Source organism: Massilia niastensis DSM 21313, assembly GCF_000382345.1.
Lineage (GTDB): Bacteria > Pseudomonadota > Gammaproteobacteria > Burkholderiales > Burkholderiaceae_D > Telluria > Telluria niastensis.
The window spans coordinates 218,028-234,799 of record NZ_KB908077.1 but is presented as its reverse complement, the minus strand read 5'-3'; the positions used below and the strand labels follow the sequence as shown (position 1 = coordinate 234,799).

Genomic DNA, 16,772 nt, shown 5'->3' with positions numbered 1-16,772 from the left:
ATGTCCTTGTTTTTCCATTATTGTGGCGCGGATGCGCTACGCCAGCTGGCGATGGCATTGCTCATTTGTTGCCAGGTAAAGAATTTGCGCTTTTCGTAATACAGGCTGCCTGGATGAGGCCGCTCATCGATGCGCGCCGGTGCGACCGGCTGCAGCGTCTGGACCCCGCGCAGCAGGTAATGCAGCAGCACGAACGGGAACAGGCCGATCCAGGTGTTGCGCTGCGACGGATAGGACAGGCAATGGCGCAGGTAGCGCAGCCGGCGGCGCCAGGGGATGGCGGTCGCGCTGGCGGGGCCGTTCTGCGGCAGCGGGGCCAGCACCCGGAACAGCGGGCCGGGCAGGTTTGCCGCCTGGTACAGCGAATACTGCCAGGTGCGCGCCAGCAGGCCGTGGCGCTCGGCGACGGCGACGGCGACCGCATGCAGGGCGTCGTGGTCATGGTGGCCGCCTTCCCAGGCCGTCACGTGGAGGGCCTCGATATTCCCGAAGCGGCCGGTCCAGCGCGCGATCCATGCGGCGGCGGCGGCCAGGTGCAGCGGCAGGCGTCCGTCGCCGATGCCCAGCTCGGCGCCGGCGAAGAAGATGTCGTCCCGGGCCACGCCCAGCTTGCCGAGCACGGCGATCGACTCCGCGTTGCGCACGGCGGCGCTGGCGCCGGCGGTCTGGCCGTCGGTCAGGTAGGCGCAGGCCACGCGCAGGCCTTGCCGGCGGCAGGCGGCGATGCGCTCGAAGACGCCGAACTCGTCGTCCTGGTGCGCGAACAGGAACAGCGCGGCGCCGGCTTGCTCAGTAGGCATCGAAGTCGAGGAAGCTGAACTGGATGCGGGCTGCGTCCAGCTGCGCGACGCGCGGCACGAAGGAGCGGTAGATCAGGTTCAGCGGCGAGGGGCGCAGGCGCAGCGGGATGCTGGCGTAGTTCCAGTAGCGCGCCGAGGCATCCGGGGCCAGCCCGATGAACAGGCGCAGCGGCGACAAGGCCTTTGCGGGCGCCGGCGCGGCCGGGGGCGTGGCGCCATCCAGCTCGGCATAGGCAGGCAGGCGCAGGCCGAAGGCGGCGGCGTGGAACTGCCGGCGCGCGCCCTTGCTGCGCTGCCAGACCGGATTGTGCGGATTGGCGCAGCGCCAGGCCAGGGCTTGCGGGCTCCAGCTGCGCTCGAAGGACAGCGCCTGGGCCGGCGCCTTCGGCGCGTGGCGCAGCGCGCCGATGCCGATGCGCGCTTCCAGCGGGCGCACCAGCTGGAAGCCCAGCTTGCGCACGAAGCCGGGCGTGCTGTTGGCGTTCGCCACCCCGTACACGCCATCGAAACCGGCCTGCGCCCCGGCATCGTAGGTCATCGCCGCCAGCTTGGTGAACAGCCCCTTGCCCTGGTAGTCCGGATGGGTGGCGGTGTTCAGCGACAGCAGCACCCGGACTTCCGCGCCCTCGACCCAGGCGCGCGCCGGCACGCACACGTAGTGCGCGGCCAGCCGTTCGCCGTCCCAGGCATCGTAGCCGACCGCGGCGCCGTCCGGATTGGCCACGTACAGCCAGGCCAGGTAATCGGGTGTGAACTTGGTCGTGCCGGGAAAGCAGGCGGCGAACAGGTCGCCGTAGCGGGCCAGGGTGGCCGGATCGTGCTGAATGGGAGCGAAGCGCATCATTTGAAGATCCAGTATCTGCTGAGCAGGTAGCCGTTGATCGCCACCAGCGGCAACGACACGATTTTCCCGGCCAGCGGGTTGTCGAGGAGGGACACCGCCAGCGCCACGCAGGCGATGGTGAGCAGGTAGTTCAGGCCGACGACGCACAGGTAGCGCGCGAAGCTCGAGGCCGAAGCAGCCTGTCCGAAGGTGACCCGGCTGTGGAACGCGAAGTTGACCAGCAGGCCCGCCCCGAAACCGGCGCTGGCCGCGGTCGTGTGGTGCATGCCGGCGCCCAGGAGCAGCTGCATCAGGCCGATGTCGACCGCGGCGCACAGGACGCCGCCGGCGATAAAGGTGGCGAACTGGCGCCAGCGCGCGGCTTCAGTCATTGCCGCGGCGCCGGAACAGGGTGCGCTTGTGCAGCGGGCGGCGCGGCACCGAGGCGATGTCGTAGGCCAGGAAGGCCAGGATCAGCTGCACGCCCATGATCACCGGCAGCGCCGCCACCATCACGGTGCCGGCCGGGGTTTCCACGGCGGAGCGCGCCGAGGAGATCCAGTGCGATACGCCGTAGACGGTGCCGAACGCGGTCAGCAACACGCCCAGCGGCAGCTCGAGCGAGGCGAGCGACATGTTGCGCAGGTAGTAGTTGTAGAACAGGCGCTTGAAGAAGTTGCGCACGTTCTTGGCCAGGAACTCGGTGACCACCTTCGACACCTTCAGGTTGCTGACCTCGTCGCCATACACGGCGTCCATCGGCACGTCGACCACCACCGCACCCAGGGTGTTCAGGCGGAACAGCATGTCGCTCTCGAAGAAGTAGCGCTTGCTGATCTTGTCGAAGGGCAGGTAGCGGGCCGCGTCGGCGTGGATCGCGGTATAGCCGTTGGTCGGGTCGAACAGGTCCCAGTAGCCGGACGACAGCTTGGTCATCAGGGACAGCATCGCGTTGCCGAACAGGCGCATCGGCGGCATGGAACCGATCCGCTCCAGGTCGAAGAAGCGGTTGCCCTTGGTGTAGTCGGCCTCGCCGGCCAGGATCGGGGCGACGAAGGTCGGGAGCAGCGAGCCGTCCATCTGGCCGTCGCCGTCGATCTTGACGATGACGCCGGCGCCGTCCGCGATGGCCGCGCGGTAGCCGGTCATGACGGCGCCGCCCACGCCCTGGTTCACCGCGTGTTCGAGCACGGTCACGCGCGGATCGCCGCAGTTGGCGCGCACGAAGTCGCCGCTGCGGTCGGGGCATTTATCGTCGACCACGTAGATGCGCGCCACCTCGGGCCCGATGCCGGCGATCACCTCCAGGATGTGGCGGGTCACGCGGTAGCTCGGGATCACGACCGCGATCCGGTCGGCGGCGGCGCCTGGGGCCTGGGGTGAGGCGGCGTTCATGGGCTGGGTTACAGGAGCATTCATCAAATAGTGTCAGAAGGGGCCAGCGAGCGACCTGCTGCTGGTGGCGGGCCGGCATCGATAGCCGGTAGGGTGGACGGGTTTCCCGTCCACCCTACGTGGCAGGCAGATCCCGGCCGGCGCCGTCTCAGGACTGGCCATGGCGTTCCTCGCTGCCCGGCAGGGTACGGTACCACTGCTGGCCCACCAGGGCGTCGAGCACCTGCCGCGCGCTCTGGTTCCAGTTCAGCCACGGCATGGCGGAAGACGGCGGGGCCTTGCCCTCGGCGTGCAGCGCCAGCCAGCGCGTCACGGCGTCGGCCAGGTCCTGTGGCGCCAGGCCGTCGAAGTAGTAGGCATGCTCGCCGGCGACCTCGCGGAACACCGGCAGGCTGCGCGCGAGGATCGGGATGCCGTGCTGGGCCGCCTCGATCAGCGGCAGGCCGAAGCCTTCGCCTTCGGACGGCGCCAGCAGGGCCGACGAACTGGCGTACAGCTTGAGCAGCATTTCATCCGAGATGCCGGCCAGCCAGAACAGGCGCTTGGCCTTTTCCGGGTGGCTGGCCATGTGCTCGGCCAGCTTGTCGACCATCCAGCCCTGCTTGCCGACGATGACCAGGTTGACGTCCACGCCGCGTTCCCACAGCAGCTCGAAGGCGGCCAGCGCCTGGACATGGCCCTTGCGCGGCTCGACCGTGCCGACCATCAGGAAGCTCGGACGCTCGCCGAGCGCGGCCAGCACCTGGGGCGCGTCCGGCGGCAGGCCGAAGCTCGGGGCGCTGGCGTCGATGTCGGCGCCCAGGTGGAAGTGGCCCAGCCTGAGCGGCGCGCGGCGCGTGAGATTCTGGCCCTCGATCCAGCCGGCCAGCTCGTCGGCCACCGCGCGCGAGATGCACAGGACGCCATCCGACACCTTGTGCACGGTGCGCAGGAAGTCGCCGAAATACTGCTCGGTCCCGAAGGGGAACACGTCCGGGCGCAGCATCGGCAGCACGTCGAACACCACGAACACCACCTGCACCCCGCGGTCGCGCATCGACAGCAGCAGCTCTTCGTTCTGCGAGGTGCCGGTGGTGAACAGGTCGAGGCCGAAGAAGATGTCGCCCGGGCGCAGGTCGACCGGCGCGTCTTCCAGCGCCAGCACGGTCTCGCCCACCATGCCCAGGCCGAAGCGGCGCGCGTAATGGTAGGGGCGGTTGCCGCCGCTCGAGTACACCGGTTCGATCCGGTAGCCCGGCGGCGGATCGGCGATCATCGCCAGCAGGATGCTGCGCACCACGCGCTGGATGCCGGTCTTCAGGTCGGACTGCACCACCGCCGAGACGTCGACCAGCAGCTGGCGCTGCGGCGCCGGGGCGCGGTTGAAGGCGATCGCGGCGGCCAGGTCGTGCAGCTCGGAGACCGGGCACAGCGGAGCGACCGCCGCGACCAGCGAGCGGTAGCCGGCATGGCGGCCGTGGCGCGCGAAATGTTCGATGGCGTCGGCGACCAGGCGGCCGACGCGGGCCGGGGCATGCTCGGCCTGCATGTATTCCTGGGCGCGGCGCGCCAGCCGGTCGCGCAGCGCGCCGTCGCTGCGCAGGCTGGCCAGCGCCTGCGCCAGCTGCGCCGGCGCGAAGGCGTCCGGCAGCTTGAGCAGCAGGTCGTCGGCCAGCGAGGCGGTCGAGCCGTGGGCGTTGACGATGGTCGGGATGCCGTACAGCAGGCAGTCGAGCACCGAGGCCGAGGTCTCGCCGCGGGTGGCGGTGCGCAGCTGCACCGCGCAGTCGCAGGCCGCCAGGTAGTCGGCATAGGTGGCGGCGTCGACGAAGCCGGTGATGCGGATGCGCCCGGCCGCTGGGCTGGCTTCGATCTTCGCCAGCAGGTCGGCGCCGTAGGGGCCGGGATCGTTCTCGCCGACGAATACCAGGATGCAGGCCGGGTCGAGGGCCAGCGGCGAGGAGAGGAAGGCATCCAGCAGTTCGGCATTCAGCTTGGTGCGCCCGAGCATGCCGAAGCTGGCGATCACGTGCCCGCCTTCGGCCAGCCCGAGGCGGGCGCGGGCGGCGGCGCGCGCCGCGGGCGTGGCCGCATCGGCCGGGCGGCCGCGCAGCAGCGGGATGGTGCGCCAGCCGTCGGCGGCATCCGGGCCATACCAGTCGCTCGCCAGCTGCTTCGAGAAGTCGGAATGGACGATCACGCCCTGTGCGCTGTCGAGCACGCCCTTGTTGAGCGGGTACTTCCAGATCGACGGATTGCGGCCCTGCTTCACGTGGTCGAGCAGGCCGGTGTAGCCGTGCGATTCGTAGAGCGCGCGCAGGAAGCCCTTGTCCAGGTAGCCTTCGCGCTCGAGGTTGTCGAGCACGCCGGAGAAGTAGAAGTCGTGCAGCACCACCACGCCCGGCACCTCGCGCACCAGCTCGAACATGTGCTGGTGGGCGTGCGAATTGCCGAAGTGGTAGAGCACGCGGTCGACCTCGTGCGCATTGGCGCGCAGCCAGTCGGGCGTGCGCAGCGTGTAGCCGTCGAGGCGCCGGTCTTCCACCTGTTCCTGGTCCACCACCAGCTCGATGTCATACCAGGCGGCCAGCTCCGGCACCAGTTCGGCGCTGTAGTCGGCGATGCCCGATTTCAGGGGCGGCAGCGGCGAGACGTAGGCCAGCTTCGGGCGCGCGCCCGGCTGCGGGCGCACCCGCTCGCCGGCGGTGGCGTCGAGCGCGGTCCACAGCGCGGCCGGGTCGGCGCTGCGCGGGTCGGCCTCGAGCACCGGATAAGGGAGGTCGTCGGGCGCGCCGGATGGGGCGCGGCGTGCGCCGCGTTCGATGGCCAGCACCACGTCCGGCTCCAGGCCGGACAGCGCATGGCGGCGCACCAGTTCGCGCGTGCGGCCGCTGGCCACCACGTCGAAGGCGCGCACCCGCGCGTGCCGCAGGGACGGCTCGAGCCGCAGGCTTTCGAGCGCGGCCGGGTCGTGCAGCGGGGCCGCGACCAGGAGTTCGCGGGTCTTGGCGTGGCGCGCCAGGTCGAGGGCCAGCGCCAGCGCGGCCGGGTCGACGCGGCCGTGGTATCCGAGTAGGTCGATTACGATACGCATGTGTCAGCTGCCTGTGTGGATGCTGCGCGCGCGCTGCAGGTCGGCCAGCACGGCGCGGACCGAGGCCGGCAGGCCGCGGAGTTCGTCGGGCACGGCGGGCACGCCTTCCGGCAGCGGGGCGGGCGGGTCTTGCTTGATCGCCGCCAGCGAGGCGGCGACGCGCCGGTTCAGCGCCGGGAAGCGCAGCAGGATCGGGATCAGGAGGCGGCGCAGCGCCTCGGTGCGGGTCAGGCGGGTGACGATCCGGCGCAGGCGCTGCGGGCGCCGCAGCGCGTGGACCAGGCGGCCGGCCAGGCGCAGCGGGTGCGTGATCTTCCACGAGGTGCTGCCGTGCACCGCGATCAGGTTCGCTTCCATGCTCCTGGCCCAGGCCAGCAGCTTTTCGGCGTTCGCCTGTTCCAGCGCCACGGTCTCGGCCAGCGCCGCGATCCGGGCGTCGGCGTGCATCCTGTCGCGCGCCGCCTGCTCGACCCGGTCATTGGCCCGGTCGAGCTGTTCCTGCAGTTCGTGCAGGTGCTTGAGCTCTTCCTGGACGGCGTGGTTGGCCGCCCAGGCCTTGTCCAGGTGGTGCGAGATGTAGCCGTCGAACACGTTCGGCTGGATGTCCAGCTTCGCCAGCAGCTCGGCGTGCTCCTCGGCCACGTAGTAGCGGTTCAGGCCATCGAACCAGGCGTAGCGGTAGCCGCTGCCGGTCACCATCGGCTCCCACGCCGCATGGTTGGTCTCGCGGCTGTTCGGCAGGGTCGCTTCGATCACCAGCACCCACGGGCGCCAGCGCCTGAAGTCCATCCCGCGCAGCACCTCGCCTTCGAAGCCCTCGACGTCGATCTTCAGGAAGTGGATCTCGCCGCCGACGTGCTCCTCGCACACCGACGCCAGCGTCTTCACCGGCACCTTCAGCTCGGCGACGTCGTAGCCCTCGGCGCGGTGCATGTCGGCTACCGCCGCTTCCGGCGAGGCCCAGCCGCGCACGGACGGCACGTCGTACAGGGTCAGCTCGCCCTCGCTCGCGCCGGCGGCGATCGCCAGGTTGATGTCGCGCGGGCGCTGCTCCAGGAAGGCCTGGTGGAACGAGGGCAGGGGCTCGATGCTGATGCCGCGCCAGCCGCGCTCGTAGAACGCCTTGGTGACCGAATGCTCGACCGGGTCGTTGGCGCCGACGTCGATGTAGAAGCCGTTCTCGACATGGCCGAGGGCGCGCCACAGCAGCACGTCCTCGTTGTTCTGGGCGTAGGACACGAAGTAGTTCATGGCGCGCCTTCGTCGAACAGGGCGCCCAGCCCGGTCGCGCCGGCGGCGTCGGCGCGGCGCGCCAGCGCGGCGGCGGCCGACGGCTTGTCGTACACGAACAGCGCCACCAGGGCCTGCGCCAGCAGGTCCTGCGCGCCGCACAGCGCGGCTTCGCGCACGAAGATCGCGTCGCCCCAGCCGAGCCGGTCGCGCGAGCGCTGGGCGGGAATGCCGGCGCTCGGGTAGCGCACCAGCGTATGGAAGTCGAGCAGGTAGAAGCCGGCCGCGCGCAGCAGGGTCTCGATCTCGGAGAACAGCGCCTGTTCGGCATAGATCGGCGCGAACGAGACTTCGCAGTGCACGACGTTGGTGCGGCGCAGGACCTCGGTGGCGTGGCGCAGCACCGGCAGCTCGAAGCCCTGGATGTCGAGCTTGAGGAAGTCGACCGGGCCGGCGTCGGCCAGCACCTCGTCCAGGCGGCTGGTCGCCACTTCCGCGGTCCGCACCGTGTGCAGGTGGTCGAGGTCGCGCAGCTGGCTGGTCAGCTCCCGGTTGAACGGCAGCAGCGACGAGGTGGCGTCGTCGTTATTCATGTGGAAGGTCTGCGGCGCGCCGTCGCCGATGAAGGTCGGGTACAGCGTGACCCGGCTGTCCGGGTTGCGGAGGCGGCTGGCCTCGATCTTTTCCTGCTGCGGCTCGAAGCCGATGATGCGGTAGGGCAGGCCCTGGCGGGTCAGCGGCGCGTACACGTGGTCCTCGTTCTCGAGTTCCTGGGCGCCGATGTCGACCACCGTGAGCGGGCGCGCCAGCATGCCGGCGGCGGCGCCGGCCACGCGCGCCTTCAGGTCCTCCAGGCTGCCCTGCGCGCCGTGCGCGAGGCGGTATTCGTCCGACGAGGTCAAGGCCGACAGCAGATCGCCGGCGCCGGCGCCGTGCGCCAGCCGTTCGCTCCAGTACTGGAGGCCGGCCGGATCCGGCTCGCGGCCGAGGAAGCCCCGGTACAGGCCGCGCACCACGGCGGCGTGGTCCTGGTCCGGCAAATTTGCGCTAGTTTCTGGCATGGGAATTCGGTGGTTGATTCAGCGGATATCGAACTGCAGCTGCGGATGCAGGTTGACCAGGCCGCCCCAGACGATGGAGGCGGGATTCGGCGCAACCACGAAGCTGTGCACCTCGTGCAGGTAGTTCAGCACTTTCTCGAACGAGCCTTCGCCATGGCCGCCGGCGCCCAGGCCGACGGTGAGCGTGTATTCGTCCGGGAACAGCGACAGGTTCAGGGAAAAGCTCGCGGTCAGCACGGAGCCCGCCGCGGCCGGCCCCGGCGCGCGCCGCATGCAATAGCTGTTGGTCTCGAACAGCACGGCGCCGAAGCGGTTGCGGATCTTGAAGCCGACATGCGGGTCGATCACGTCCTCGTGCAGCAGGTAGTCGATCTGCAGCGTGGCCGCTTCGTCCGCCACCAGGGTGCTGCGCTCGTGGCCGTGGCGGTCCAGCAGGCGCACGCCGACGCAGTCGGCGCCGGGCGTCGAGATGCTGCCGGTCTTGCCCGCCAGGGCCGTCATCCGGGCGCGCTCGATCGGCTGGGCCGGCGCGGTATGGATGAGGATCTGGTCCGGCGCCTGGTCGATCCGTCCCAGCAGCTCGGCCTGGTACAGGTCGAGCGCATCGGCCGGCGCGCCGTCGAAGGCGACCTGGCCGCCGCGCAGGAAGATGCAGCGGTCGCAGATGTTCAGGATGGTGCCGGCGCTGTGCGACACGAACAGCAGGGTGGTGCCGGCCTGGATGAAGCTCTCGATGCGGGCGAAGCACTTCTGCTGGAAGAACACGTCGCCCACCGCCAGCGCTTCGTCGACGATCAGGATGTCGGGGCGCACGCAGGTGGCCACGGCGAAGGCCAGGCGCACCTGCATGCCGCTCGAGTAGACCCGCACCGGCTGGTCGATGTAGTCGCCGATGTCGGCGAAGGCCAGGATCTCGGGCATGCGCGCATGGATGTCCTCGACCGCCAGGCCGAGCAGCTGGCCGGCCATGATGGCGTTCTGGCGCCCGGTGAAATCGGGATGGAAGCCCATCCCCAGTTCGAGCAGGGCGGCCACGCGGCCCTCCAGGCGCACCCCGCCGGTGGTCGGCTGGGAGGTGCCGGTGATGAGCTTGAGCAGGGTGCTCTTGCCGGCGCCGTTGACGCCGATCAGCCCGACCGATTCGCCCGGCCGGATCTCGAAGCTGATGTCCTGCAGCACCCACTTGAGCGCATGCCGGGGGCGTCCCGGCAGCACCCAGTCGGCCACCCGCGCCCAGCGCGTCGGATATTGTTTGTAGGCCTTGCCCAGGCCCTGTGCGACGATAGCGCCCATCAGAGTTCATCCACCATTTCGCCGGCGCGCTTGCGGAACATGCGCAGGCCCAGCACGCACAGCAGCAGCGCCAGGACCAGCACCGGCAGCAGGCTGCCCCAGTCGGGCAGTTCGCCCTTGACCAGCACGGTCTGGTAAGCCTGGATCACGGGCGCCATCGGATTGTAGGCCAGCAGCGGGCGCACCGTGTCCGGCAGGATGCTGGCCGGATAGACGATCGGCGTGAACCAGAACCAGAATTGCATGGCGATCGTCATGAACTGGCCGACGTCGCGGAAGAACACGTTCAGGATGCCGGTCACCATGCCGATGCCGAGCGCCAGCAGCACCTGCAGGACCAGCACCGGCAGCAGGGCAAAGTACGCCAGGCCGGGGAAATTCCCGCTGACGATCAGGAACAGGGTGAACAGGCCGAAGATGATGCCGAAGTTGACCAGCGCGCTGAGCACCACGATGAGCGGCAGGCAGATGCGCGGGAAACTGATTTTCTTGAGCAGGTTGGCCTGCTCGATGAACATGTTCTGGCCGCGCGCGACGATCTCGGCGAACAGGCCCCAGGTCAGGATGCCGGCGCACAGGTAGACCGAATAGGCCAGGTTCGAGTCGCTGCCGGGCAGCTTGGCGCGCATGACCTCGGCGAAGATCACCGTATACACGAGGATCATGGCAAGCGGGCTGAGCAGCGACCAGACGGCGCCCAGGATCGCATTCGCGTATTTCGACTGGAACTCGCGCTTGACGCTGCCCAGCACGAAACCGCGGTAGGCCCACAGGCCGCGCAGCATCATCGGCGAAATCATACGGTAGGCAGTGCGGAAAGCGCCTCGGAACGGGGCGGGAGGGTTGTTGTCATAGTAAGGCAAGACGGGGTGAGCGCAAAATTATACTCTACGGTCCAGCCAACAACTTGTTCAATTGTAACCATCTGTCTTTTCATGTGACAGATCGGGAGGTGCCTGCCCGTAGGGTGGACGGCTATGCCGTCCACGCGGTGATCGTTAGCGGGGCCGATCGCGGGCGCGATGATCTCGCATCCAACGATCGCCGCGTGGACGGGAAACCCGTCCACCCTACGGCATTCACGATGCTTCTCTGGAATTCTCAGTCGCCTTGCGCCAGCCGCTGCAGGGCGTCCGGGTCGAGGATGATCAGGCGCTGCGCATCCTTCTGCACCACGCCCTGCTGCGCCAGGGTCAGCAGCGCCCGGGTCACGGTTTCACGGCTCGTGTTGATCATGTTGGCAATGTCCTGGTGGGTCGGCAGGTTCTCGACCACGCGCTTGCCATCCTTGTCCACGCTGTGCTGCATCAGGGTGATGTAGGTATAAATGCGGCGCGTTGTATTGTTAATACTGAGCAGGGCGCGGAATTCGGAATCGCTCTGGATCTTCTGGGCCAGGTGGCCGAGCATCTTGCGCGCCACCGAGGGCGAGTGCGAGAACAGGTGCAGCGCGATCGACGCCGGCAGGAAAGCGACCAGCACCTCGGTGGTGGCGACCACGGAGGCCGAGCGGGTCGACTGGTTGATCAGGGCGATCTCGCCGAAGAAGTCGCCCGCCGTCAGCATGCGCAGGCCGACCGCGCGGCCGTCTTCGGTGACGTCGATCACCTGCAACTGGCCGGACAGCAGGAACAGCAGGGCATCGGCGTTGCCGCCCTTGTGCAGCACCACCGAGCGCTTCGGGAAATGGCGGTAGCGCAGCTCACCTTTGACTTTCAGGATCTCCTCGTCGGTCAACTCTGCCAGCAAGGGAATCTTGCGCAAATGGACCTGGATCTGGCGCTCCTGGGTGTCGGGCGCCGCTACGGTCGTATCGTTTCGCGGGGTAAGCTTGGCGGTTGAACTCATCGATAAGGGAATGATCTTGTCAAAAGTGCCCGGCGACCAGGGCGGCCAGCGCGGCAGTTGCAATACCGGCAGCGTTCGCGGCCAGGTCGCGCCGGCAGAAGCGGCGATCCGGCACCAGGGCTTGCAGGCATTCGATCAGCCAGCCGCCCACCAGTAATCCGGCCAGCCACCACATCGCTTCGCCGGTTCCCTGGGCGAGCCGGAGCGCCAGCACAGTCAGCACGGCAAACCCGGCAAAATGCAGGAATTTATCGTTGGGCAAAGGGGGCAGCCAGCGGTTCGGCACCAGGCATCCGGCGCACAGGCCCGCGGCCGCGCAGACAAACAGGATTGCTTCCAGGCCCATCAGGACATTGCTTCCGTCGATACAAACGGGACGATTGTACTGTCTGGCTCAGGGGTAACGCCACTGCCAGCTCAACTGTACCTGGCGGTTATTGTACTGAAAGATAGAAATGTTTTCGCGGTTGCGCACGTCACGTGCTTCCAGCGCAACACTCTGGCGCTTGCTTACCTGATAAGACAATGCGGCGCGCAGCATATGGGTACGCTGGGCGCGCACCTCGTCGATCAGCAGCGCCGGCGAATACGGCGTGGCGCTGTTCCAGCTCTGCCGGGTATAGGCCAGTTCCGCCATGGTGTTCCAGCCGAGCGGCTTGCGTACCGACACGCTCAGGGAATTGCCGTGCCGGTTGCCGCCCGGCCGCTGGTCGCGCGCGCGGTCGCTCAGCAGTCCGGCGTTGAGGCTGGCGCTGAACGAATCGGCCTGGTGCCCGAGCAGTGCGCGCAGCTCGTAGACGTTCGAGTCGAAGGCGGACAGGGACGCATAGCTGGTGTGCGTGACGCTGCCGAGCAGGTGCAGCTGGGTGCGCGGCGGCAGCGGCAGCGGCGGCGTCACCCGGGCCTGGGCCTGTACCTGGCGCTGGTACAGCTTGCTGCCGAGGATGGTAAGGCCCACCAGGCCGGTGGTGCGCAGCGCCCAGCGGCCAAGGCGATAGGGCGTTTCGATACCGGCAAACAGCGCCCCGGTGTCGTACTCGTGCAGGCGGTCGTAATGGCGTCCCTGGAATTGCAGGAAACCGATACTGCCGTTGGCGGTCATGTCGCGTACGTAGTCCACGCTGGCCTGGGTGTACTGGTCGCGCTTGGGCAGGAAATCTTCCAGCAGCGGCAGTTCGATCTCGCCATCGGGACCGGTGACGATGAAAGTCGAGTTGCTGGCGCCCTGGTTGACGTTGTCATCCACGCCACGGCTGATATTCACCGTTGCCGAGCTGGCCGGCCGCCAGTCGGCGCAGCCGGAATCGCGCGCTTCGGCGATCAGCTCGAGGATGTCGCGCGACGGGGAAAAGCGTGTCTCGACATTGGCGAACAGGCGTTCGGCCTTGTCCGCATGGCCGAGGCTGCACTGGATCAGGGCCAGGTCGAGCCAGGCGCCGGCGTGCTGGGGCTCCTGTTCGATCAGGCGCGACAGGGCTTCCGACGCGTCGCTCTTGCGGCCGTCGGCCAGCGACTGCAGGGCGTCCTGGTACAACTGCTGCTGTGGCGTGCCGGCATTGTCCGGCGCTTCCGTATCCGGGCCTGCCGACTGTGCCAGGACCCAGCCCGGCGTTGCCGCTGCCAGCAGCAAGGCGATCAGGCGCGCGATCATGCCGGCCACCCTGGAGCAGTGGCGCTGGGCAGCGTATCGGTACGCGAAGCGACGTTCTTCGGGTTGATGGTATCGAGGGTAAACAGAGGAGTTGGTCTTTCTTTGCCACGCAAGAGGCGCTCGCCCAGGGCGAGGAAACGGTGGCGCCGCGCACGTTCGACGGTGCCGGAGCCGATGATGACGTTATGCGGGAAGTCGCGCGCCACCTGCTCGAGGCGGGCGGCGGTGTTGACGCTGTCTCCGACCGCAGTATAAATGCTGCGGAACGAAGTGCCGAAGTCCCCGGCCATGGCGACCCCGCTTTCGATGCCGATCCGCACGCGCAGCGGCTGGAAACCCTTGCGTACCCGCTCGGCGCTGAGCGCGGCGACGCGCAGGTTGATCGCGCAGGCCGCGTCCAGCGCCAGGTCGGCATGCTGCTCCAGCGGCAGCGGGGCGCCCCAGAACGCCATCATGCCGTCGCCCGTGTATTTGTCCAGCGTGCCCTGGTGGTCGATCACGGGACCGGTCAGGCAGTCGAGGAAATCGCGGGTGAGCCTGGCCGCATCGGCCACCGGGAGGGATTCGACCTGGCTGGTGTAGCCTTCCATGTCGGCCACCAGGGTCGTCACGTCGCACTGGCGCGGCTTGAGCGGATCTTCTTCCGCGCTGCGCAGGAGTTCCTCGACCACGGCCGGCGCCACATATTGACGCAGCGTCTGCAGCAGGTGGCGCGAACGGCGCTGGGACTGGTGCCACTGGTAGGGAATCGCCACGGTCAGCAGGAATACATTGGTTCCCAGCGGACCGATCGGCGCGAAATCGGGATCGTGGACGCTGGCGACATAGGCCAGTCCCAGCCACAGGGCCGAGCTGGCGGCCAGCAGTCCGACGCTGGCGGCGGCCGACAGGCGCGGGAGCACCAGGGTGCAGGCGATGACGGAGACGAGCGCGAAGGCGCAGGCCAGCAGGCGGCCGGGCCAGGGAGCGGGCGTGCTGCCCTCCTGGCGGTCGAGCAGGGCCGACAGGATGGTGGCCTGCACGCCGAGCCCGGGCCGGCTGGCCGCGAGCGGCGTCGAGACGCGGTCGCCCATGCCGAGCGAGGAGGAGCCCACGATCACCAGCCTGCCGCTGGCGCTGGCGGGAACGATGCGCTGCGCGAGGATGTCGCCGGCGCTCACCACGGTATAGGCGCGCCAGTCGCGCTGGTAGGGAACGCGCATCAGTCCCGTATCGTCGAGCGCCAGCGGCGCCTTCCCGGTACAACAATTGACCAGTGCCAGTCCAAGCGCGGGGTAGTGCTTGCCTGCGAATCGGGTGACGAGCGGCACGCGGCGCAGCGTGCCATCGGGATCGGGAATGAAGCCGATCGCGCCGATATGCGGTGCGCCAGCCAGCGCCGCATAGTTGGCCACGTAGCCGGTCGCGGGAACGCCGCCCTGGTAAGTCGTGACCGCACCGCCCAGCTGGCCATCCCTGACCGGTTGTGGCCGGTTACCGGCGAAATCGAAATCGAAAGCCTGTGCGGGAACCAGCGGTCCATGCCGGGCCAGCAGGGCAAGCCGCGCATCGCCCGGCGTGCCGGACTCCGATGGCAAGACGATATCGAGCGCCACGCCGCGCGCCTGGTAGTCGGTCAACAGGATTTCGACGAGGTGGGCAAGGCGCTCGCGCGACCATGGCCATGGGCCGAGCTGGTTCAGCGACGCCTCGTCGATGTCGACCACGAGGATGCGCGGATCCGGTTCATCGCTGACCTGCAGGCGCAAGAAGGTGTCACGCAGCCATTCGTTGGGCAAAAACGACACCTGGACGGGGGCCAGGTAGCCCAGTTGCGACCAGATCGTCACAAGGAATGCCAGCGCGGCAATGACCCAGCGTCCACGGGGTCTGGCTTGTCTTCTAGGTTCGGCCACGTGCTGCGCTCGTCAGGTTGTCGCAAATTAAATAAAAAAAACAGTATATCGCTTGAGATTGCTCGTGTGCATTGGTTTTTTCGGAAATGCTACAGAGTGTAAGGCTGCTAAGCGAACTCAGCCTTTTGGTAAAATGTGACGACCGTCACAGAACTGCGCTCTTGCTGCGCGGTACAGTGGAAGGGAAAGGGGACCAGCTTGCTTAAATTATTCATTATTGCAACGCTTGCATGCGCGGCGCAGCTCTCCCATGCGGCCGATGCGGGCAAGATCATCTTCGTTGCCGGCAAGGCCGACGCCGGCGAGCAGCCGGCCGTGGAAGGCGCAACGGTCCAGGAAGGGCAGATGCTCTCGACCGGCGCTGACGGCTTCCTCTATGTAAAGACGGTCGACAACGGCCTGTTCATCCTGCGTCCCCAGACGAAAGCGCGCATCGTCACCTACCACGTCGACAAGCAGAACCCGGCGAATACCCGGATCAAGCTCGAGCTGCTGAGTGGCGTAGCACGCAGCAAGTCGGGCGAGGCCGTCAAGCTGGCGCGCCAGAACTTCCGCTTCAATACTCCGGTTGCCGCCATCGGCGTGCGCGGCACCGATTTTACCGTCTTCACCGACAAGGACACGTCGCGCGTGGCCGTCATTTCCGGCGGCGTGGTGGTGAGCGGCTTCGTGGGCGCTTGCCGGCCGGATGGCGCCGGGCCCTGCGAGGGCGCGACCAGCCGCGAGCTGAGCGCCGCCCAGCGTGGCCAGCTGGTGCAGGTGCGTCGCGGCCAGGCGGCGCCGCAATTGCTGGAAGCTAGCCCCCTGTCGCCGGACCAGGTGTCGCCGCCGCGCGCGGACGAGCCCCTGGCCAAGCATGGCGGAAACAGCCAGTCGGATACGAGCGTGGAAGCGAAGAAGAATGCGGACCTGGCTCCGGTCATCAGAAAGATCTCGATGGCGGATATGCCTCCCATGCCTGTCCCGGTCCCCACGCCACCCATCGTTGTCGTGCCCGACACCCAGCCGGAACGCAATATCGTCTGGGGCCGCTGGCAAAGCGTGGGCATTGCGGCGCCGACCATCAATTATGCCGCCGAGGGGGCAAAGAACGAGCTGATCGCATTGAATGGGTATTTCGCGCTGTTCCGTACTCCGGGCAAGGATTATGTGGCGCCGAATAACGGCAGTGTCGGATTCAGCCTGCGCGGCAGCGAAGCCTATGTGGTCACCGAATACGGGGGCGGGATTATCACCACGTCCAAGGCCAGCCTGTCGAGCGGCACGCTGAATGTCGATTTTGGCAGGCGCAGCTTTGCGACCAGCATGGATCTCACCACGAAGGATGAATTGGTCAAACTGCGCGGCGAGGGTTCGGTAACGGGCGATGGCCGCCTCTACGGCGATGCCGCGGGGCGTCACGGCTACCTGAATATCCAGGGTTTGCTGAGCAATGAGCGCGGTTCCTCAGGGACTGCCGCCTATCTCTTCGACGGGCGGATCGATGATCGCCGCACGGTCAATGGCGGCACCACCTGGCGTTGAGCGGTCCCGTTCCTGAAAATGAAAACCCCGGATAGTCCGGGGTTTTTTTTGTGGGTCTTTACAATCCCTGAATTAACCGGGCGATCAACAAGGTGCTGCATATTGTTTCAAGATGTAATAAGCGCGTGCATTTGTATTGACGATAAAAGCGGAGTGTCGTGGTGAGAATTGGAGAGAAA

General features: G+C 67.7%; 14 protein-coding genes. 1 reads left to right on the top strand and 13 read right to left on the bottom strand.

The features are described 5' to 3' along the window. Nucleotides 1-17: 17 nt before the first annotated feature. The 13 genes from H162_RS0102235 to H162_RS29925 all read right to left on the bottom strand — a co-directional run bounded on the left by H162_RS0102235 (nt 18) and on the right by H162_RS29925 (nt 15,003). Nucleotides 18-800, bottom strand: coding sequence for a PIG-L deacetylase family protein (locus H162_RS0102235; protein ID WP_020651814.1), 783 nt, complete (start codon nt 798-800; stop codon nt 18-20). Further along, a complete protein-coding gene (locus tag H162_RS0102230; RefSeq protein WP_020651813.1) occupies nt 790-1,644 on the bottom strand; it encodes a GNAT family N-acetyltransferase in 855 nt (284 codons plus the stop codon). The genes H162_RS0102235 and H162_RS0102230 overlap by 11 nt, the downstream gene beginning before the upstream one ends. Then, nucleotides 1,641-2,015 carry a GtrA family protein gene (locus tag H162_RS0102225; protein ID WP_020651812.1) on the bottom strand — a complete coding sequence of 125 codons (375 nt, stop codon included), beginning with the start codon at nt 2,013-2,015 and terminating at the stop codon, nt 1,641-1,643. The genes H162_RS0102230 and H162_RS0102225 overlap by 4 nt, the downstream gene beginning before the upstream one ends. Continuing rightward, nucleotides 2,008-3,042, bottom strand: a complete 1,035-nt coding sequence (locus H162_RS0102220; RefSeq protein WP_026354124.1) for a glycosyltransferase family 2 protein — start codon at nt 3,040-3,042, stop codon at nt 2,008-2,010. The genes H162_RS0102225 and H162_RS0102220 overlap by 8 nt, the downstream gene beginning before the upstream one ends. A gap of 124 nt (nt 3,043-3,166) precedes the next feature. Continuing rightward, on the bottom strand, nt 3,167-6,091 hold the full coding sequence (locus H162_RS0102215; RefSeq protein WP_020651810.1) for a glycosyltransferase: 2,925 nt from the start codon (nt 6,089-6,091) through the stop codon (nt 3,167-3,169). 3 nt (nt 6,092-6,094) lie between these two features. Next, nucleotides 6,095-7,342: an FkbM family methyltransferase gene (locus H162_RS0102210; protein WP_020651809.1), complete on the bottom strand. Its 1,248-nt coding sequence runs from the start codon at nt 7,340-7,342 to the stop codon at nt 6,095-6,097. Continuing rightward, nucleotides 7,339-8,382: an FkbM family methyltransferase gene (locus H162_RS0102205; RefSeq protein WP_026354123.1), complete on the bottom strand. Its 1,044-nt coding sequence runs from the start codon at nt 8,380-8,382 to the stop codon at nt 7,339-7,341. The genes H162_RS0102210 and H162_RS0102205 overlap by 4 nt, the downstream gene beginning before the upstream one ends. An 18-nt stretch (nt 8,383-8,400) precedes the next feature. After that, nucleotides 8,401-9,675, bottom strand: a complete 1,275-nt coding sequence (locus H162_RS0102200) for an ABC transporter ATP-binding protein (protein WP_020651807.1) — start codon at nt 9,673-9,675, stop codon at nt 8,401-8,403. Then, the gene (locus tag H162_RS0102195) at nt 9,675-10,475 is read right to left on the bottom strand and encodes an ABC transporter permease (RefSeq protein WP_020651806.1); all 801 of its coding nucleotides are present in this window, start codon (nt 10,473-10,475) and stop codon (nt 9,675-9,677) included. Before H162_RS0102195 ends, H162_RS0102200 begins: the two co-directional genes overlap by 1 nt. Before the next feature lie 301 nt (nt 10,476-10,776). Further along, on the bottom strand, nt 10,777-11,523 hold the full coding sequence (locus H162_RS0102190) for a Crp/Fnr family transcriptional regulator (protein WP_084676911.1): 747 nt from the start codon (nt 11,521-11,523) through the stop codon (nt 10,777-10,779). 19 nt (nt 11,524-11,542) lie between these two features. After that, complete coding sequence (locus H162_RS0102185) at nt 11,543-11,869, bottom strand: VanZ family protein (RefSeq protein ID WP_020651804.1); 327 nt, start codon at nt 11,867-11,869, stop codon at nt 11,543-11,545. 48 nt (nt 11,870-11,917) lie between these two features. Beyond that, on the bottom strand, nt 11,918-13,174 hold the full coding sequence (locus tag H162_RS0102180) for a tetratricopeptide repeat protein (RefSeq protein ID WP_040786209.1): 1,257 nt from the start codon (nt 13,172-13,174) through the stop codon (nt 11,918-11,920). Next, nucleotides 13,171-15,003 (bottom strand): CHASE2 domain-containing protein, encoded by a 1,833-nt coding sequence (locus tag H162_RS29925; protein ID WP_020651802.1) that lies wholly within the window; start codon nt 15,001-15,003, stop codon nt 13,171-13,173. The genes H162_RS0102180 and H162_RS29925 overlap by 4 nt, the downstream gene beginning before the upstream one ends. Before the next feature lie 264 nt (nt 15,004-15,267). Between H162_RS29925 and H162_RS0102170 the strand changes: the two genes are divergently transcribed. Beyond that, entirely contained in the window at nt 15,268-16,593 is a 1,326-nt protein-coding gene (locus tag H162_RS0102170; RefSeq protein ID WP_020651801.1) for a FecR family protein, read from the top strand. Nucleotides 16,594-16,772 lie beyond the last annotated feature (179 nt).